Source organism: Halomonas alimentaria, assembly GCF_009902005.1.
GTDB lineage: Bacteria > Pseudomonadota > Gammaproteobacteria > Pseudomonadales > Halomonadaceae > Halomonas > Halomonas alimentaria.
On record NZ_WUTT01000001.1, the window covers coordinates 1,826,227 to 1,843,728 of the forward strand.

Genomic DNA, 17,502 nt, shown 5'->3' on the forward strand with positions numbered 1-17,502 from the left:
TGGCCTATGGGTACCGCGACACGGAATACTTCTTCCTGAAGATCCGTGCCGCGTTTCCCGGCAAAATGCGATGAACCATAGAAACTGCCCATCGCGTGAAGGCTCTTTGCGGGCAAGTGTTTCGCTACGGCATTTCCACAGGGCGTGCCGAGCGCGACCCCACTCCGGACCTCCGCGGTGCTCTACGGCCTAACAAGACCAAACACTACGCCGCAATCACTGAGCCCGAGGATGTCGCAGAGCTGCTTCGGGCCATCGATGGCTACGGAGGGGAGCCCGTCACCATTGCCGCTTTGAAACTCGCCCCGCTGGTTTTCACGCGCCCCGGCGAGCTCCGCCACGCAAAATGGGCTGACATTGACCTTGAGAATGCGACATGGTCCTTCGTAGCCAGCAAAACTGATCAGCCACTGATCGTGCCTCTACCCACGCAGGCCGTGGACATCCTGCGCGATCTTCATGGCCTTACAGGCAGGTCAGAGTTCGTCTTCCCCGGTGCACGCAGTAATAAGCGCCCCATGAGCAATGTTGCGATGAAAGCGGCTCTTGATCGTATGGGATTCAAAGGTCAAATGACAGTTCATGGCTTTCGCGCAATGGCTAGAACCATCCTTGCGGAGAGGCTCGGTTACCCGGAAAACTATATTGAACAACAGCTGGCGCATACTGTAAGAGACCCCAATGGTCGCGCCTATAATCGTACCCAATATTTGGAGCAACGCCGAGAGATGCTTCAGTCATGGGCCAACTATTTAGATGGTCTACGCCAAAAAATTAATTATTAATTATAATAAAAACCTGCCAAAAGGTTAACACGCCCTGAAATTGACAAAGAAACCGACTTCCAGCAAAGAACAATAATAATCCACCACTTTAGTTTCGGCAACTTTGATCAAACCCTCCCAAAAGAGTCATCCATAATTTTCTTCAGTATACTGCGACTAATTTCTTCTCGAGACTTACCTTTATTATTTTCGACTTCAGTAATTGTTGCTCTAGGGTTTTTAGCGCCGAGAACCTCCACACCGCAGCCTACCTCCTTTTTTTCAGATGGTCCTTCACGATGATTATGCGACCTCTCTTTGTCCGCGGAATCTCCTTCACTCTGAGGCTGGGCGTCATAGCCCTCTACGCACACAGGTGGATTATTCCAACCCCTTGTCCTAACAAACCCATTGTTACGAATTTCGTTGCAGATCCTACAAAGGGTGGCGCGAGAAAGGATAATGCCTTCCTCTGAGAGAACTTCGACAACCTTTCTAATCCCAAACAAATCCACAGCATTAAGCACCTCTTCCTCCCTGCCAGCGAGTAAGTCCCGAGCTTTTGACAATTTTGCTGGAGGAGGCGAGGGCCTACGCATAGCCGTTTCCCCATATTGCTTTGATAACTTTTCAACTAAGCTTTCTGATCCCGACTCACTCATGGCCACCTCCGAAATCCCATACTCAAACCATATCACATGAGAAGCCACAGATTGGATCAGGGCTCGCCACCAGGCCACTGAGACGCGAGACGCGAGACGCGAGACAAGACACTGAGACATGAGACAGACCACTGAGAAGCAAGACGGCCCAGTGAGACGCGAGACAGACATTTGAGACAAGGGACTGAGATGCGTGACGCCCCATAGAGACGTGAGACAAGCCACTGAGACGTGAGATAGCCCAGTGAGACGTGAAACGAGCCAGCGCGACCGAATGCGGCTCAGCTATCGGACACCAGTACAAGTGTTCATGGGGAAGTACTCAGGAGACCTGGATACCGCAGGTGCTGCGCTTATTGCTTGAACTCAGGATCACAGCCCGTCCAGAGGTACTTTTCGCAGGGTTACCTAGGTACTTCCATTCTAAAGAGTTTACCTCCCATGCGGGTTTACCTCGTGCGTGAGGGGTTACCTCCCCAAAAGGCCCTCCCGGGGTGGTAGGATGGTACCCATCACGACAGCCACAGGAGGGGCCATGCCCACCTACCAGTTCATCCGCCTCCAGGGATACCCCCGTGGGCCAGCCAGCAAGAAGGGCACCCTGCCTCGGTACTCGCCGAAGGAAGGCGTGAGCCGAGTCACTCCCGGCACGTGGACGCCCCCTCGATCGAGGTCACCCCCGTCGATGCCGAGTGGAACTCGATCAGGGAGTACCAGGCGTGGATTGAAACGACCATGACTAACTCGGTGGATCTGATGAATACCCAAGGAGGGAAGATCGTTGAGCGAAAGATCCGCCGTGATGCGCCAGCGCTAGGCACTGTTATTGCGAGTCTCCCCAGTGAAACGAAAGACACGCCCAGGGAGACAATCAGCCGCTTCCGCCAAGAGTGCATCGACTGGTTTAAGGACTATCTCGAGAAAGTGGGGATGCGCCTCAACTACTGTGTCCTCCACCTGGACGAGAAGTACCCCCACTTGCACCTGTGGTTTACCCCGGGGCGTGAAATGCTCTCTCGCAGGGAGTGGAAGATGGGCAAGGTTACCAACCCATCGCTTCCCGAGAAGGAAAACATGCGTCGCTCGTTCTTTCGCGAGATCGGTAATCGATACTGCGATGAACTTGAGAAGCCAAAAGAAGAGCGCCGCCGTCGCATTCCAAGTCGCGCAGTCGCCGCGGCTAATCGCCTACCTCCCGGAGAGCCAAATAGTGATGGCTCTATTATGGGGTTGCCCGTTGCCAAAGAGAGTAACTCATCAGACGCCGATCACCATTCATCGATCACCCCCGGCATGATTGAGAGGTCCCCTTTCTACATCAGGACAGTCCGCCGCATGATTGAAGCGGCACTCCAGCAGCGCCAGCGGATTGGGGATCTCACAGAAGAGCAAATCATTCGCTTATTTGCGGAGCGCTCTGGCGCATCAGAGGAGTGCTGCGGAGGTATTATCGACAACATGCTTGCCGAGCGAAGTAAAGATACCGACAACACAACTCATCGGCCGACGAGATCTGTCTTGGAAGATCTCAGGAAGTTTCATGAAAGTTCATCAGGTAGTCCCTCCCCTGCCGCTGGCGCCAGCGATACTCGCCATACCGAGACCACCCCTGGTAAATCCGGGAGCTCCCCTGAGGGAGGCAAGGGCACACCGACACTCGACCGGCTCAAGGCGGGCAGGCGCCTCAAGAGGAACAACCCGCCTGAGAGATAGATGCCCCATGGCCTGGGGCTGACCCTACGGCCCGCCCATCAGGCAGGCATCAAGGCGCCCACCAGAGCGCATCGCCCCACCACGCGGTGCGCGTTTTTTTGGTGCTGTCGCCGCAAATTCCCGAAATTGACCCCTGTATTAGAGGTGAGACCAAAACTCACCAAAATCAGGAGGTCCCATGACCCAGCTCATTCGTAAATCCGTCGTTCTCCAACGTTGCGGCATCAGCCAGAGCTCGCTGTACCGGCAAATCAAGGAAGGAAAATTCCCACGTCCCATCCTGGTTTCAGAACGTTGTGTGGCCTGGGTAGAGCACGAGGTGGATGCGTGGATGGAGGAAAAGCGGAGAAACCGATAATCCCTGCCTCCAGCCATTCAGGATCAAAACCAACGGCAACATAGGGATACTGCCCTCGCATGGCCCGAGGGCAGCCCCCTTCTCCTTCACAAGCTGGGAGAAGGGGGCTGCCTCCCATGAGACGGAAAGGCGCAATTACAGCTTAAGCGTCGCTATATGTGCGATGAAACGCCGGGAGAAGGCCATATCCTGCTCCCAGCGCGCGGCAGTTGTCGATGCCGAGGCTGCGCTACCGAAGGCAACACCGGCAGTATCGGGTACAGAATCTCGGGCCTCCCCGGGCTCTTCTGCCGCTTCCTGCTCACCCGTCGAGCTGCTGCTACTTGATCCTCGTCCGTCCGCTTCAGTTGGGACTACCGACACCACGGCTTTTTCCTCCGGCAGGTCATCCGCGATCCGGTGTGCATAGCGCCGCAGAATTGGTTCATTGATCACCACCAGGTGGCAGTCTGGATCCTGCTCCCCCATGCGGCGGATGATGCGCCCGAGCACCTGGCGAAAGTGCTGCTCGGTACGCACATGGCTCAGGTAGCAGCACACACGCAGTCGCGGAATGTCGACACCCTCACTGATCATCCCCACCGACACGACCCAAGCCTGAGCGGACTCGCGAAATGCCTGCAGTCTGCTATGAGCATGGGGAGTCTGGCTGGTCACCAGACACGCATCCTCGCCTCGGTCGCCCAACCACTCGGCAATGTCCTCGGCATGTTCGATGTCTGACGCCACCACCAGCCCTCCCGCTGCCGGCTGTATGCGACGCAACTCCGACAGTCTGGCGATACCCCGCTCGAGCACGTACGCCATGGGAGCCTCATGGCGTAGCAAGTCCCCATAGCCTACCCGCGCGCCCCGAAGCAGACGCGGAATGCTGGTGAACTGTTTCTGCTTCTTCGGCTTCCTGCTCCGTGGATCGGTCACGGTGAGCGAGATGCGCCGATTGTCCACCAGTTGGATCAGCGGCAGGCGACACACCCCATCGCGTACTGCTTGTTGCAGGGTGTATACGAAATCCGGTACCAGACGCTGCTGTAGCGCCGCCTCACCGCTCTCACTCTCCTGGGTACCCTGCGGCAAGTCCAGGTACCGCAATAGCGGCAGGCAGCTGCCATCGGTACGCCAAGGTGTCCCCGACAGGGCCAGAGTCAGGGCCATGTTGCGCTCCAGGAGCAACAGCGCCTGGCCCCATTCATTCGCCCCCTTCTGGGTTCCGGGCAATCGCCCGGCATGATGGCTCTCATCCCAGATCAGCAGCACCCGGAACTGTCTACCCAACTGCTGCAGCGTCTGCAGGCGTGAACGCAGCGACTGATAGGTGTAGCAACCACCCCGAGCGCCCAACTGACCGTCCATGGCCAGTCCCGTCACCTCGGACAGTGTCTGCTCGGCACGGCTCACTACGTCTCGGCTCGGCCCCAGGTAGAGAACGAAGTCGACATCTCCCCGTTCCAGCAGCAGGCCGGCTAGCACCGCGGACATCAGCATCTTGCCAGCCCCTGGCGTCGCCTGGCACAGGAAATGCGGCCGCGTGGGTGACAGCTGCTGCATGGCCTTGTCCACACAGCGCTGCTGCCACTCACGCAGCGGAGGATAGTGTAGAGAGGGAGTAGATGGCGAAGTATCAGGGAGCTTCATTTATCACCTCCTGCCTGAGCCAGCCGCTGTCGCACCTCGGCATAGGCCCTTAGCTTCTCGCTAAGAGCCCTCGCCTGAGCTTTCTCCTGATCAAATAGCGGGGCGACGTCACTGCGTGCGTTTGGATATTTCGCAGCGATCTCCCGGAACGCCTGCAGGCGGTGGTCACTCGCTTCCATCTGCTCACGCAGCGCTTCACAGTCCTGCTCTAGCCTGAGATCCAACTCGCCATGGGCATGTCCATCGCCCTCTCCAGTCGTGTCAGAGTCATCCTGGTCGGAATCAGCGGGAAATGCCGGCGTCGCCTGGTACAAAACACGACGCGCACCAACCTTTCCTACTCGCTCCACCCAACCGAGCTGTTCATACCGTGCCACCTGCCCGCGCACGTAATAGCGCAGCGTTTGCAGGCCGAAGTCGGACAGCTCGGGGTGGGCACACAACTCATCGCGAAGCCCACACTGCGTGAAGGTTTCACCACCAACGGCCTTCTGCTGCAGCAAGGCACGTAGCGGCGCAGCGGCCAGGGGATGAATCGATCGACGGCTCATGACACCACCCCCTGGTCCTGCGCCGCGGACGCGACAATGGACTCAAGCTGGCGGGCCTTGTGCATGTGGTGTTCATAGCGCTGATAGCGCACACGCAGGCTGCTGTCGGAGAAGAGGGCGGCGCGCGCCATGGCGCGATGGGCCGCCGCGCGTGAGGCAGCACTAAGTGACCTCAGACGGGAAAGACGAGTTGTCATTGGCATGACTCCTTTGGTTCAGAGTCACCCCCGGTTGCGACCAAACAACGAATGGAGGCGACTGCACGCAGGTTGGCCGACCGGCACCAAAGGAAACCGGCAACCCCGAAGGGTTCCCACGCACAGCCGCCATAACTGACGAGCACAAAAAAACGCCGTCAACATGGGCGCTGGTGCGCCTTTGGTATTTCGACCGGCCAAGGTCGGCTGGGCATATGGCCCCAGCAACTTCAAAGTACCTCGCCGATGCGGTTCTGTAAACCCAGTCCAAGGCTATCGCAGTAGAGAGTCACCTCCACTGGGCGCTTGACGTCACCATGCAGGAAGACCCGAGTCGCCACCGCCGAGATCATGGTCTTGAAAACATAGCCATGCTGCGCCGACTGGCGTTCAGCGTGGCCAAGTTAGAGCCTTCCAAAGGGCAATGAAAGGTAAGCGAAAGCAGACAGGCTGGAATGACGACTACTTGCTGAACCTCAATCGCCAGTTCGCTCAACTGCGATAGCCCTGGCAGGCATTCGGCTCAGGTCGGGGTGTCGATTGTTACCTGGGTTGCCAGAACCTTGTGCAGGAAATCTCGTGTCCGGGGATCCTGTGGTGAGCTGAAGAGCTGGTCGGGGGGCCCCTGTTCGACGATTCGCCCCCCCTCCATGAAGATTACCCGGTCCGCGACGTCCCGGGCGAAGCTCATCTCGTGAGTGACGACCAGCATGGTCTGGCGTTCGCGCGCCAGCTGCTTCATCAGGTTCAGAACCTCCTCGACCCATTCCGGATCCAGCGAGGAAGTCGGTTCGTCGAACAGGATCACCTCGGCCTGGGCCGCCATGGCACGGCCGATGCCGACTCGCTGCTGCTGTCCACCTGACAGGGAGGCGGGGTAAGCATCGGCCTTGTCGGCCAGGCCGATGCGCTCCAGGATCTCCCTGGCCCGCGCATGTGCCTTCTCCTTCGGCCAGCGATTGACCACGATTAGTCCCTCGGCGATGTTCTCCAGCGCCGTCTTGTTGGCGAACAACGCGTAGTTCTGGAAAACGAAGGCCGTGCGCCGCCGGGCGGTCAGGATGTCAGCACGGCTGGCCCGGGTGACGTCCACGTCCAGATCGCCGATGGTCAGCCGTCCGGCATCCGGGCGCTCGAGGAAGTTCAAGCAGCGCAGCAGTGTGGACTTGCCGGTCCCCGAGGGGCCAATGACAACGATGATCTCGCCCTGCTCGATGGCCAGATCGATGCCGTCGAGCACGGCGGTTCCTCCGAAGCGCTTGACGAGTCCCGTTACCTTGATCATCGGCGATACGCCTCGTTGAGTCGGATTTCCAGGCGCCGCTGGAACCAGGCCAGCAGCTCGACGATGACCCAGTAGAAAATCGCCACCGTGATGAAGGCCTCAAAGTAGAGGAAGCTACCGGCGACCTCCTTCTGGGTGGCGCCCATCAGCTCGGTGACCCCCAGGGTGAAGGCCAGGGAGGTCGCCTTGATCATGTCGATGAAGTAGTTCATCAGCGTGGGCACCGCCACGCGCGTGGCCTGGGGCAGCACAATGCGAAGCATCAGCTGGCCATTGGTCATGCCGATGGAGAGGGCCGCCTCCGTCTGGCTGCGGTCGACCCCCACGATGGCGGCGCGGATCGATTCCGCCATGTAGGCCGAGAAGTGCAGGGTCAAGCCCATGATGGTGGCGGTAATGCCGTTGATCTGGGTCAGGAAGGCCAGCAGCTGGGGCAAGCCGTAGTAGAACAGGAACAGCTGCACCAGCAGTGGTGTGCCGCGGAAGAAGGAGATGAACAGCAGGGTGGCGGCGTTGAGGCCCGGGATGCGCAGCACGCGGATCACTGCCAGGCCGCAGGCCAGCACCAGCGCCAGCGCCATCCCCACGGCAGCCATCTGCAGGGTCAGCGGCAGGTAGCGCAGCAGGATGGGCACCAGCCCCAGCATGTAGTCGACGTCGAGTACTTGCATGGAAGCGGCTCAGTGCCTCAGCGGCGAGTGATGTCGGTGCCGAACCACTCTTCCGAGATGGCCGCGAGCTCACCCGATTCACGCAGGCTGGTCAGGGCCGCGTTCACCCGGTCACGCAAGGCTCGGTCCTCTTCGGTGTCACGGAAAGGCAGGGCGTTGCGGATCTCGGAGAAGGGCTGGCCGGCCAGTGCCAGGGGCAGCGGTTTCTCCTTGATGACCTGGCTGGCACTCACCCGGTCCATGACGAAAGCGTCGACACGTCCCAGGGCGGTATCCTGTTCGATGTTGCTCTCGTAGGTGCGGATGTCTATCTCGTCGGCGTAGGGCAGTTCGCGCAGCAGCTCCTCGTAGTTGGAGCCGAGGTTGACGGCGACTGTCTTGCCTTTCAGGTCCTCGACGCTCTGGATCTCCTCGTTACCTTCCCGGACCACAACCTGGGCGCCGTCGTAGACGTAGGGCTCGGTAAAGACGTACTTCGCGGTGCGTTCTTCGGTGATGGTGATCTGGTTGGCGATGGTATCGATCCGGCCGGACTCGAGCATGCCAAATAGCCCCGAGAAGTTTGCCGTGACGAACTCGACCTCGCTATCCATCTCCTCGGCCACTGCCTCCATCACGTCGACCTCGAAGCCCTGAAGCTTGTCCTGCTCAACGAAGGTGAAGGGGAAGTAGCCGCCAGACATGCCGACCTTGATGGTGTGCTCATCGGCCTGGGTCAGGCCACCAGTGGTCATCAGGCCTGCGGCCATGGCGGTAAGGGCTAAGCGCTTGAGCATGGGTAGCTCCTGTATATCTGCTGAAGTCAGGGAAGGGATCGCGACGTCTGTGTCGCTGCTGGATACACATTAAAGAATAAGAAGGCGTTTTTACAATAGCCTTTGGTTATTTGAGCTGCTGTCTCTGCCGGTCCTCGCGTGCCGGCGCTCTGAGCCTTGGTGCCGGGAAAGCCGTAAGCGATGCTTCCATCTGCGATAGCCCTGCCAGGTCCAGTCACCCGGTCGAGCTTCAGGCAGCTCAGCCAATGGGGGATAGGCTTAATGTAGTCCTTTTGCAGACCGATGCGACGCGTCGGGAGTGTCCTGCGGTGCCTGTCCAGGCCCGTCGATCAGCACCCACTCGATGAAGGCCTCGGCGGATAACGGAAGGCGAATGAAAAAATTGCCGCTGCCATCGCAAATCCACGCAAATTGACCCCTGTATTAGGGATGCAGCATCGAAAATGCATTCCAAGGAGGTTGAAAATGAGTCATTGGATTTTCCTGCGTCGCCATGAGGTTCTGGAGCGTTGCGCAATCAGCAACACCACCCTGCACCGCCTTATCACCGACGGCCATTTTCCCCAGCCGGTTCAGATCGGTCCGCGTTCGGTAGCCTGGATAGAGGAGGAGATCGAGGACTGGATCAATGAAAAAATCAAAGAGCGCGACAGGAAAGCAGCTTCATAAATAGCTAACCCGTCTGGGGAAGGCACCGGACTTTACTGATGGTGCCTTCCCTTCCACCTGCTGCCATCAACACCAATACGTCGGAAGCAACTACAATCTGAACATTTCAATTAGCGTGCTAAGGTATCCAGGGATACTCCCCTACTTCAGCTCACAAAACCCACCCCTCATGAATCTCAAAAATATCATAAATTACAACAGCTTATGGAGTTATCAATTTTTGCGTAAAAAGGGATAAAAAGCTATGACTCACCAGTAGCCGTTCGCGCAATGGTGCCCATTGCTCGAATTGTGCCCAAAGAGTTGCTATCCACAGCCAGCCACACCGCCATGGCAAGCTTTACACCTTGGAATTGTTTCAGTGATTCTTGCCACAAGACATCACAGGCTTCTGGGCCATCAGTATCTCTAACATGATCTAATCCACATCACGTTGGGAATAGACGACGTTTGAACCAGAGACCCTCTCTGCCATACCGTGTTGATTCTACAACGCAGTATGGCTCCAACGTGATCTAATCCGCATCACGTTGGAAATAGACCACGTCTGATCCACATACCTCTCTGCCACACCGTGTTGAATCTACGACGTAGTTCGGCTCCCGCGCCGTTGAGGTGAAAGCCCCCCGCGGACGGGAGGATGGCCGGCGCGCGCAGAACAGGGCTACGTAGCCTGGAATGCAGCATGCCTCCAACGTGACCTAATCCGGATCACGTTGGGAATAGACAACGTTTGAACCAGAGATCCTCTCTGCCATACCGTGTTGATTCAACAACGCAGTATGGTTCCAACGTGATCTATTCCGCATCACGTTGGGAATAGACCACGTTTGAACCACATACCCTCCTTGCCACACCGTGCTGAATCTATGACGCAGTTCGGCTCCCGCGCCGTTGAGGTGAAAGCCCCTGTGGGTGGAGGATGGCCAAGCCGACAGCAATAGCACCTATGCCCGGGGAGGAGGGCTCCGGCGCGGAGATCTTACAGGTCAGCTTGGCCAAGACATGCATTCCAGAGCGATAAAATCCAGCATCAGGATTCCCCCTTCTCTGGCCAGCAGCCCAAGCAGCCCAAGCAGCCCACCTCCCGATCAAAGACAGCTGGTACTGCCCTGTCGGTTGAAATTGACGCGCATCAAGATAACCGTTTCTTACCCCTATACTGCCTACCCAACTTTCGTCGTGTCTGCTTAACTTCACCTCAACTGCTTAGGCAGCTTGTTAATTTTCATTCTATAGAAATGCTTTTCGGCACCGTGAAGGGGGCAGATGATGAATCAGTGGACCAAGGCGTCCATGGCGGCGCTGCTGTTGGGTGGCATGGCGGTAACGGGCCTGGCCAGTGCCCAGGGTAGTGCCGAGGCCGGAGCAGACAAGATTGCTACCTGTGTGGCCTGTCATGGTGAAGATGGCAAGGCCACAGCCGACATCTATCCAAATCTTTCCGGCCAGTCAGCCACCTACCTCGAGTCGTCCCTCAAGGCCTACCGGGACGGCCAGAGAAGCGGCGGCATGTCGGCCGTGATGACGCCCCAAGCGACCAACCTGAGCGATCAGGATATTTCCGATATCGCGGCCTACTATAGCCAACAGTGATGATTGAACCCTGGCAGTAAACAGAGAGCGGCTCGGTCAGGCGGGATAGTCCGTTGGCACAGGCCGTGGATGAGGAGAGTGTTATGGGGATGTGGAAGCTTAAGCGTCGCGATTTCCTGAAGGGGTTGGGACTGACAGGCACCGGCGCCATGCTCAGCGGTAATGTTTGGGCACTCAACCGCCTGGAGCCCGTCGGCGATACCCTGGCCAGTGAGTATCCCTACCGCGGCTGGGAAGATCTGTACCGCAACGAATGGACCTGGGACAGCGTCGGTCATGCCGCTCACTGCATCAACTGCATGGGAAACTGCGCCTGGAACGTCTATGTGAAGGACGGTATCGTCATTCGTGAGGAACAGATCGCCAAGTACCCGCAGGTGAACCCCAACGTCCCCGATGCCAACCCGCGCGGCTGTCAGAAGGGGGCGATTCACTCTACCGCCATGTACGAAGCCGACCGCTTGCGCTATCCGCTCAAGCGCGCGGGCGAGCGTGGCGAAGGCAAGTGGCAGCGTATCTCCTGGGACCAGGCCACCGAGGAGATCGCCGACAAGATTATCGACATCTTCGAGAAGTATGGCCCCGGTAAGCTCAAGACCCACCAGGGTTCGGGTAACCAGACGATGGTGCGTCAGGCCGGTCCACAGCGCTTCGCGTCGCTGGTAGGTGGCATCCAGCTGGATGGGTTTACCGTGGTGGGCGACCTTCTTACCGGCGCCCACCTGACCTACGGCACGCCTCTGGAGAGTTTTACCTCAGACGCCTGGTTCGATGCCGACTACATCCTGCTGGGAATGATCAATCCCAACGCCACCCGCATCCCCGATGCCCACTACGTCTGGGAGGCGAAGTACAACGGGGCACGCATCACCAGCACGGCACCGGACTATAACCCCAGTGCGATCCATACCGACCTGTGGATGCCTATCAATCAGGGCACAGACCCCTTCCTGGCAATGACGATGGTCAACGTCATCATTGAGGAGGAGCTCTACCAGCCTGCCTTCATGAAGGAGCAGTCCGACCTCCCGATGCTGGTACGCCTGGACAATGGCAAGTTGCTGCGCGAAGCCGACCTGGTCGAAGGAGGTAGCGACGAGGTCTTCTACCACTGGGACCTCAACAGCGGCCAGGCGGTGAAGGCCAAGGGCTCCATGGGCAGCGATGACAAGACCCTGGCACTCGAGGGCGTTGACCCTGCCATCGAAGGGGAATTCGAAGTCGAGGGTATCGCCGTCACCACAGTGTTCGAGCAGGTCAAGCGCGAGGCAGCCAGATTCACGCCTGAAGCCACTTTCGAGACCACCAACATCCATCCCGATGTCGTGCGCCAGGAGGCTCGCCATCTGGCCAAGGCGCGCAAGGCCATCGTGATGCTGGGCTATGTCACCTCCAGCTACTCCAACTGCCTCTATACCTGCTGGAGCTATGCACTGGCGCTGGCCCTTACCGGTCACGGCGGCCGCACGGGCGGCCTGGATACCTCCTGGGTGTCTTGGAACCATCCCCGCTGGACGGAACTGGCTACCTTCGAGGGCAAGAAGTCGGCCCGCTATGAGCCGGGCGGCCTGGGCGAGTTCCTGCGTGGCGGCATGATGGAGGGAGCACGCGAACACTTCGACAACGCCAAGCTCAAGGAGCGGGTCGGTTTCGACCTCGATGACCTGGACAGCATGATCCAGGAATCCATCGACGAGGGGTGGATGCCCTACTACGGCGAGATCAAGGGCATGATCTCCATCGCCGACAACACCTTCCGCCGCAACAAGTTTGCCAACCGCTACCGTGATGAGCACCTGCGTCAGGCCAGCGAGCTTTACGTCAATATCAACGTGCGCATGGACTCCACCGCCGAATGGGCAGACTACGTGCTGCCGGCGGCCAGCCACTATGAGGCTTGGGATCTGCGTACCCAGGGCTACCACCGCTTCTGCAATATCTTTACCCAGTCGGTTCCACCGGTGGGCGAGTCCAAGCCGGACTGGGACATCATGGCACTGCTCACCAAGAAGATTCAGGAGCGTGCCATCGCTCGAGACATCGGCCCCATTCAGGACGGGGATGTCACCCGGGACCTGCATACCATCCACGATGATTTCACACGCAACGGCAAATTCAATACTGACCTCGATGTGGCGCGCTACATCGTGGAGAACTCTCCCGAGTTCGGCGATATCACTCTGGAGGAGGCAGCAGAGCGCGGCTTCATCGTGATGAACGAGCATGCCGGCATCAACCAGCCGCTGCCCAAGGATGAGCCCTATAACCCCTTCGTGGCACAGACCGAAGGCAAGAAGCCCTACGAGACGTTGACCGGGCGCCTTACCTTCTACTGCGATCACCCACGCTTCATGCAGCTCAAGTCGAGCGTGCCCACGGCGCGTTTGTATGCGGGACCCGAGGCATCCAAATACCCGCTGCACTTCTATTCTCCCCATGCTCGCTGGGGGATTCACTCCAACTGGCGCAGCAATAAGTACATGCTGCGGCTGCAGCGGGGGGAGCCGAACATCTACATCAACCCCAAGCTGGCCAAGGAGCGGGGCATCAAGGATGGCGACCGGGTAAGGCTCTTCAACTCCACAGGCGAGTTCTTTGCCCAGGCGAAGTTCTATCCCAGCATTCCGGCCCACTCGATCATGATGGAGCATGGCTGGGAGCCGCATCAGTACATTCACCGCAAGCCCATGAACAACTCCATGGCGACCTTCCTGCAGCCCCTGGAGCTGGTAGGCGGCTGGGGGCACCTGGGCTTCAAGTACGCCTTGTGGAACGCCAACCAGTTGCTGCATGAGTCGAGCTTCGACATCGAGTTGGCCAAGGCCGAAGACATCGCCGAACCGCGGGCCGTTTAAGAGGAGATTGCCATGGCTGTCAAACGCCAACTCAGCATGGTGCTGGACCTGAACAAGTGTATCGGCTGTCACACCTGTACCGCCGCCTGCAAGCTGATGTGGACCAACCGCAACGGCCGCGAGTTCATGTACTGGAACAACGTGGAGTCCCAGCCGGGGCTGGGCTATCCCCGCGACTACCAGAACATGGGTGGGGGCTTCGATGCCGACGGCGCCCTGCGCCTGGGGCGCCAGCCCAGCCAGGAGGATTACGGCATTCCCTGGGAGTACAACTACCAGGAAGCCTTGATGACCGGTACCGACCCGTGGCTTCGCCCTCACGTCAAGCCTACCTGGGGGGCCAACTGGGACGAGGACCAAGGGGAAGGTGACTACCCCAACAGCTACTATTTCTATCTGCCTCGCCTGTGTAACCACTGCGACAACCCGGCCTGTCTGGCAGCCTGCTCGCGCAACGCTATCTACAAGCGCCAGGAAGATGGCATCGTGCTGGTCGACCAGGAGCGCTGCCGCGGGTATCGCTATTGTGTCAACGCCTGCCCCTACAAGAAGGTTTACTTCAACGAGCAGATCTCCAAGTCCGAAAAATGCATCTTCTGCTATCCGCGCATCGAGAAGGGGCTGCCGACCGCCTGTGCCCAGCAGTGTGTAGGCCGGATTCGCTGGATCGGCTATCGCGACGATGAGCAGGGTCCGATTCACCTGCTGGTGGAGAAGTACAAGGTGGCACTGCCCCTCCATGCCGAGTGGGGAACCCAGCCCAACGTCTTCTATGTGCCTCCCATGTCGCCCTCGAAGTATGCCGCCGACGGCCGGGCCCTGGACGAGCAGCGGATTCCGCTGGAGTACCTGGAGAGCCTGTTCGGCCCGCGCACCGGTGAGGTGCTCGATACCCTGGAGCGTGAGCGCCAGGTCAAGGCCGAAGGAGGCGACAGCGAGTTGATGGACACCCTGATCGGCTTCAAGCACGCCGAAATGTTCAAGTTGAGCTGACGATGGGAGGTTTCATGAGCGCACCCGCTCCCCCTGCAGTATCTCCTGTCGAGGAAGATCGCGTTGCGGCTGCGGAGACAGTCTACCGACTGGCTGCCGCGCTGTTCGGCTACCCGCTGACCGAGACCCAGCAGGCGCTGGAGGATGGACGCTTTCGTGCCGCGCTGGCCCCTGCCTGGCAGTTGCTCACTGGCGAACAGTGGCCGGTGTTGCCATCAAGCCCGGATCTCACCGCGTTGCAGGTTGGCTATACCGCGACCTTCATGCATGGGCCGCGCGGCAAACCACGCGTGCCACTGGTTGCCAGCGCCTACCATAGCCTCCTGAACGGACAGACGCCGGGCAACTACCTGCTCAATGTGCAGGCCTTCTACCGCCACTTCGGCCTCCAGGCGGCGCGTGGCGATGAGGGCCATGCCGAGGAGCCCGACCACCTGGTGGCCATGCTCGAGTTTTGCGCCCTGCTCTGCCACCTGGAGGGCCAGGCACTGGCGAACCACCGCGATGCCTCACCCTACCGGCGAGCCCAACGCGATTTCATTGCTCGCTACCTGGCCCCGCTGCTGGGCGCCATACGGGAATGCTTCGACGACGCCAGAGAGCACGGCCTCGACCCGACCCTGGCTCGCCTGATCGAAACACTGCCGGACTGGACGAGAGCCCAGCAGGCAGCACTGGCGTCACAGGTAGGCCCGTGCCCACCACCCCGCGCCGCCGGTACCCATTCCGATATCGATTCCGGCCCGATGTGGGATTGAGCAGCGCTGGACAGGTCCATGCGACACCGCCACACGACCTGTCGTCCCTTGCGAGGAGATTTGCCATGACAAAGCGATTCATTCTGCACGGCACCGTGGCATGTGCCATGGCGTTCACGGCTGCCGTAGCCTGGGCGGATCCTGCCGAGATCAACCCCAACGTCACCGAAATAAAGCCGGGCGACAGCGTTGAGGTGGCCCGCCTGCCCGACAACATCTACCTGCGTACCCAGGATGACCCCGACGATATCATCTGGGACCGCCTGCCGACCTATCGCACCGAACTGTTCCCCGCTCCGCCGGTACACCCGTCGGTCAAGCTACGCTTCGACGAGGGCGCTGAGCGCAGCAAGCACCTCTATTTTCAGGTTGCCCGTACCAGCGAGCGTTTCTATGTCCGTATGCACTGGAAGGATGCTAGCCAGGATAGCGCCACCACCGTGGATAGTTTCCGCGATGGCGTCGCCATTCAGTATGCGCTGAACGGTGCCGACACCTCCTACATGATGGGGTCAGGTCCGGAAAAGCCGGTCAATATCTGGTACTGGCGTGCCGATGACGAGCAGCAAGTCGAGAACCTTGCCGCCGGCGGCTACGGCAGCACGTCATCACTCGATGCGCAGAACGTCACGGGAATCGGCTCTTACTACCCGGAGAGCGTTGCGCAGGACAGCGAGTGGCGAGTGGTCATGTCCCGCCCCCTGGCGAGCGAAGGCGAGCACGAGGTGAGCTTCGATCAAGCCCAAGTACCGGTCGCTTTCGCCGTGTGGCAGGGTAGCGACAATGAGCGTGACGGCAACAAGCGCGTCACCCACACCTGGATCATGCTGGATACCGGCGTTGACGACGAGTCCAGCAGCTGAGGAGGCCACAGCAATGTCAGTTTCCCACTTCTCCCCTCGAGACCCTAAGCCCAAGCGCGACCCGCTGGCTCTGGCTCCCGAGGAGTGTGGCCGGGGACATGCCTGTCAGTTCTGCCCCGAAGAATCGAGCTGCCGCCTGGAGAAAGGGCATCACGAGAAACAGCTCCTGGAATCCCGCCTGGCACAGATCGGCCAGATCATCATGGTGATGGCCAACAAGGGGGGAGTCGGCAAGAGCACCATCTCCTCCAACCTGGCAGCCGGGCTCGCGGAGCGCGGCTACCGGGTGGGCGTGGCGGATGCCGACATCCATGGTCCCAACCAGAGCCGTTTCTTCGGCTTCGTCGGGGAGCGAGTCCGCCTCGATGAGCGCGGACTTGGCCCTCGGGCCTTCACCGCCACGGGTCTCGACTACCCCATCCTGGTCGGTTCCCTGGCTTTCATGATGGAAAGTGATGACACCCCCATCGTGTGGCGCGATGCCTACAAGCACGACTTCATGCATCACCTGATCGGCTCGTTCGACTGGGGCCCGTTGGACTTCCTGGTGATCGACATGCCACCCGGGACCGGCAACGAGCTGATTACTCTCGCCGATCTACTCGAAGGTCATGATGTGGCAGCCCTGCTGGCAACCACTCCACAAGAAGTGGCACTGATGGACAGCCTCAAGGCAGTACGCTTCTGCCAGGAGCGCGGCATGCCGCTGCTCGGTGTGGTGGAGAATATGGCCGGTGTCACCTGCCCCCACTGCGGCGGGGAATTTCATCTTTTCCCTCGCGATCACCTGGCCGCGGCATTGAACGAGGTTGGCGTCAGTTCCCTGGCCCAGATCCCCCTCTCTCCCACCCTTGCCAGCGGTTCCGATGCCGGACGCCCCATCGTGCTGGACGCCCCCCAGAGTGCGGAAGCGCGTGCCTTCGCACCGGCGGTGGATGCGTGCATTGCCCATGCGCGGGTGGGGTTCGCTGCCGCCGCCGCGGACTCGCTGCGCGCCATGGGCCAGGAGGCAACCCAGTCCGCCGAAATCGAGGAGGCGCTCGCCGCCGTGCCTGCCGAACAGCGCGAAAGCGTACGTTCGGAGCTGGCAGCGCTGTTCGGTCACCAACCGCAACCTCCCGCCGGCCAGGACGATAGTTCCGGCTAGCGTCCGCCC

At 59.5% G+C, this 17,502-nt stretch carries 17 protein-coding genes; 10 read left to right on the forward strand and 7 right to left on the reverse strand.

The window, feature by feature from the left end:
• Positions 1 to 77 precede the first annotated feature (77 nt).
• On the forward strand, positions 78 to 785 hold the full coding sequence (locus GRB96_RS08610) for a tyrosine-type recombinase/integrase (RefSeq protein ID WP_420841783.1): 708 nt from the start codon (positions 78 to 80) through the stop codon (positions 783 to 785).
• 107 nt (positions 786 to 892) lie between these two features.
• On the opposite strand, the gene GRB96_RS08615 is transcribed toward GRB96_RS08610, so the two are convergent.
• Entirely contained in the window at positions 893 to 1,426 is a 534-nt protein-coding gene (locus GRB96_RS08615) for a hypothetical protein (protein WP_161431763.1), read from the reverse strand.
• Positions 1,427 to 2,077: 651 nt separating this feature from the next.
• Here GRB96_RS08615 and GRB96_RS08620 point away from each other — a divergent pair.
• Positions 2,078 to 3,139 carry a plasmid recombination protein gene (locus GRB96_RS08620; RefSeq protein WP_161431764.1) on the forward strand — a complete coding sequence of 354 codons (1,062 nt, stop codon included), beginning with the start codon at positions 2,078 to 2,080 and terminating at the stop codon, positions 3,137 to 3,139.
• 178 nt (positions 3,140 to 3,317) lie between these two features.
• The gene (locus GRB96_RS08625; protein ID WP_161431765.1) at positions 3,318 to 3,497 is read left to right on the forward strand and encodes a helix-turn-helix transcriptional regulator; all 180 of its coding nucleotides are present in this window, start codon (positions 3,318 to 3,320) and stop codon (positions 3,495 to 3,497) included.
• Positions 3,498 to 3,632: 135 nt separating this feature from the next.
• Here the strand turns inward: GRB96_RS08625 and GRB96_RS08630 are convergent, their stop codons facing one another.
• The 6 genes from GRB96_RS08630 to GRB96_RS08655 form a co-directional block, all read right to left on the reverse strand.
• Positions 3,633 to 5,132, reverse strand: a complete 1,500-nt coding sequence (locus GRB96_RS08630; RefSeq protein WP_031217856.1) for a DEAD/DEAH box helicase — start codon at positions 5,130 to 5,132, stop codon at positions 3,633 to 3,635.
• The gene (locus tag GRB96_RS08635; RefSeq protein WP_023005335.1) at positions 5,129 to 5,683 is read right to left on the reverse strand and encodes a hypothetical protein; all 555 of its coding nucleotides are present in this window, start codon (positions 5,681 to 5,683) and stop codon (positions 5,129 to 5,131) included. Before GRB96_RS08635 ends, GRB96_RS08630 begins: the two co-directional genes overlap by 4 nt.
• Positions 5,680 to 5,880 (reverse strand): hypothetical protein, encoded by a 201-nt coding sequence (locus tag GRB96_RS08640; protein ID WP_023005336.1) that lies wholly within the window; start codon positions 5,878 to 5,880, stop codon positions 5,680 to 5,682. The genes GRB96_RS08635 and GRB96_RS08640 overlap by 4 nt, the downstream gene beginning before the upstream one ends.
• 523 nt (positions 5,881 to 6,403) lie before the next feature.
• On the reverse strand, positions 6,404 to 7,165 hold the full coding sequence (locus tag GRB96_RS08645; RefSeq protein ID WP_023005337.1) for an amino acid ABC transporter ATP-binding protein: 762 nt from the start codon (positions 7,163 to 7,165) through the stop codon (positions 6,404 to 6,406).
• On the reverse strand, positions 7,162 to 7,836 hold the full coding sequence (locus GRB96_RS08650; RefSeq protein WP_161431766.1) for an amino acid ABC transporter permease: 675 nt from the start codon (positions 7,834 to 7,836) through the stop codon (positions 7,162 to 7,164). Before GRB96_RS08650 ends, GRB96_RS08645 begins: the two co-directional genes overlap by 4 nt.
• Positions 7,837 to 7,853: 17 nt before the next feature.
• Entirely contained in the window at positions 7,854 to 8,612 is a 759-nt protein-coding gene (locus GRB96_RS08655; protein WP_161431767.1) for an amino acid ABC transporter substrate-binding protein, read from the reverse strand.
• A 465-nt stretch (positions 8,613 to 9,077) separates the two neighbouring features.
• Between GRB96_RS08655 and GRB96_RS08660 the strand changes: the two genes are divergently transcribed.
• The 7 genes from GRB96_RS08660 (at position 9,078) to GRB96_RS08690 (ending at position 17,493) form a co-directional block, all read left to right on the forward strand.
• Positions 9,078 to 9,281 (forward strand): helix-turn-helix transcriptional regulator, encoded by a 204-nt coding sequence (locus GRB96_RS08660; protein WP_023005340.1) that lies wholly within the window; start codon positions 9,078 to 9,080, stop codon positions 9,279 to 9,281.
• A gap of 1,272 nt (positions 9,282 to 10,553) precedes the next feature.
• Positions 10,554 to 10,877 (forward strand): c-type cytochrome, encoded by a 324-nt coding sequence (locus tag GRB96_RS08665; protein WP_205743510.1) that lies wholly within the window; start codon positions 10,554 to 10,556, stop codon positions 10,875 to 10,877.
• Between the two features lie 89 nt (positions 10,878 to 10,966).
• Positions 10,967 to 13,732, forward strand: coding sequence for a chlorate reductase subunit alpha (gene clrA / locus GRB96_RS08670; protein WP_161431768.1), 2,766 nt, complete (start codon positions 10,967 to 10,969; stop codon positions 13,730 to 13,732).
• A gap of 12 nt (positions 13,733 to 13,744) precedes the next feature.
• Entirely contained in the window at positions 13,745 to 14,725 is a 981-nt protein-coding gene (clrB, locus tag GRB96_RS08675; protein ID WP_161431769.1) for a chlorate reductase subunit beta, read from the forward strand.
• A 14-nt stretch (positions 14,726 to 14,739) separates the two neighbouring features.
• Positions 14,740 to 15,483, forward strand: coding sequence for a molecular chaperone TorD family protein (locus GRB96_RS08680; RefSeq protein WP_161431770.1), 744 nt, complete (start codon positions 14,740 to 14,742; stop codon positions 15,481 to 15,483).
• 65 nt (positions 15,484 to 15,548) lie between these two features.
• Positions 15,549 to 16,346 carry an ethylbenzene dehydrogenase-related protein gene (locus GRB96_RS08685; protein ID WP_161431771.1) on the forward strand — a complete coding sequence of 266 codons (798 nt, stop codon included), beginning with the start codon at positions 15,549 to 15,551 and terminating at the stop codon, positions 16,344 to 16,346.
• A gap of 13 nt (positions 16,347 to 16,359) precedes the next feature.
• Positions 16,360 to 17,493 (forward strand): P-loop NTPase, encoded by a 1,134-nt coding sequence (locus GRB96_RS08690; protein ID WP_161431772.1) that lies wholly within the window; start codon positions 16,360 to 16,362, stop codon positions 17,491 to 17,493.
• Positions 17,494 to 17,502: the final 9 nt, after the last annotated feature.

What these genes read in the sequence shown, in the direction of transcription:
- GRB96_RS08665 (WP_205743510.1), top strand. Translation starts at nt 10,554, where the DNA reads ATGAATCAGTGGACCAAGGCGTCCATGGCGGCGCTGCTGTTGGGTGGC.
- GRB96_RS08660 (WP_023005340.1), top strand. Translation starts at nt 9,078, where the DNA reads ATGAGTCATTGGATTTTCCTGCGTCGCCATGAGGTTCTGGAGCGTTGC.
- GRB96_RS08650 (WP_161431766.1), bottom strand. Translation starts at nt 7,836, where the DNA reads ATGCAAGTACTCGACGTCGACTACATGCTGGGGCTGGTGCCCATCCTG.
- GRB96_RS08655 (WP_161431767.1), bottom strand. Translation starts at nt 8,612, where the DNA reads ATGCTCAAGCGCTTAGCCCTTACCGCCATGGCCGCAGGCCTGATGACC.
- GRB96_RS08645 (WP_023005337.1), bottom strand. Translation starts at nt 7,165, where the DNA reads ATGATCAAGGTAACGGGACTCGTCAAGCGCTTCGGAGGAACCGCCGTG.
- GRB96_RS08640 (WP_023005336.1), bottom strand. Translation starts at nt 5,880, where the DNA reads ATGACAACTCGTCTTTCCCGTCTGAGGTCACTTAGTGCTGCCTCACGC.
- GRB96_RS08635 (WP_023005335.1), bottom strand. Translation starts at nt 5,683, where the DNA reads ATGAGCCGTCGATCGATTCATCCCCTGGCCGCTGCGCCGCTACGTGCC.
- GRB96_RS08615 (WP_161431763.1), bottom strand. Translation starts at nt 1,426, where the DNA reads ATGAGTGAGTCGGGATCAGAAAGCTTAGTTGAAAAGTTATCAAAGCAA.
- GRB96_RS08625 (WP_161431765.1), top strand. Translation starts at nt 3,318, where the DNA reads ATGACCCAGCTCATTCGTAAATCCGTCGTTCTCCAACGTTGCGGCATC.
- GRB96_RS08680 (WP_161431770.1), top strand. Translation starts at nt 14,740, where the DNA reads ATGAGCGCACCCGCTCCCCCTGCAGTATCTCCTGTCGAGGAAGATCGC.
- GRB96_RS08685 (WP_161431771.1), top strand. Translation starts at nt 15,549, where the DNA reads ATGACAAAGCGATTCATTCTGCACGGCACCGTGGCATGTGCCATGGCG.
- GRB96_RS08630 (WP_031217856.1), bottom strand. Translation starts at nt 5,132, where the DNA reads ATGAAGCTCCCTGATACTTCGCCATCTACTCCCTCTCTACACTATCCT.
- clrB (WP_161431769.1), top strand. Translation starts at nt 13,745, where the DNA reads ATGGCTGTCAAACGCCAACTCAGCATGGTGCTGGACCTGAACAAGTGT.
- GRB96_RS08690 (WP_161431772.1), top strand. Translation starts at nt 16,360, where the DNA reads ATGTCAGTTTCCCACTTCTCCCCTCGAGACCCTAAGCCCAAGCGCGAC.
- clrA (WP_161431768.1), top strand. Translation starts at nt 10,967, where the DNA reads ATGTGGAAGCTTAAGCGTCGCGATTTCCTGAAGGGGTTGGGACTGACA.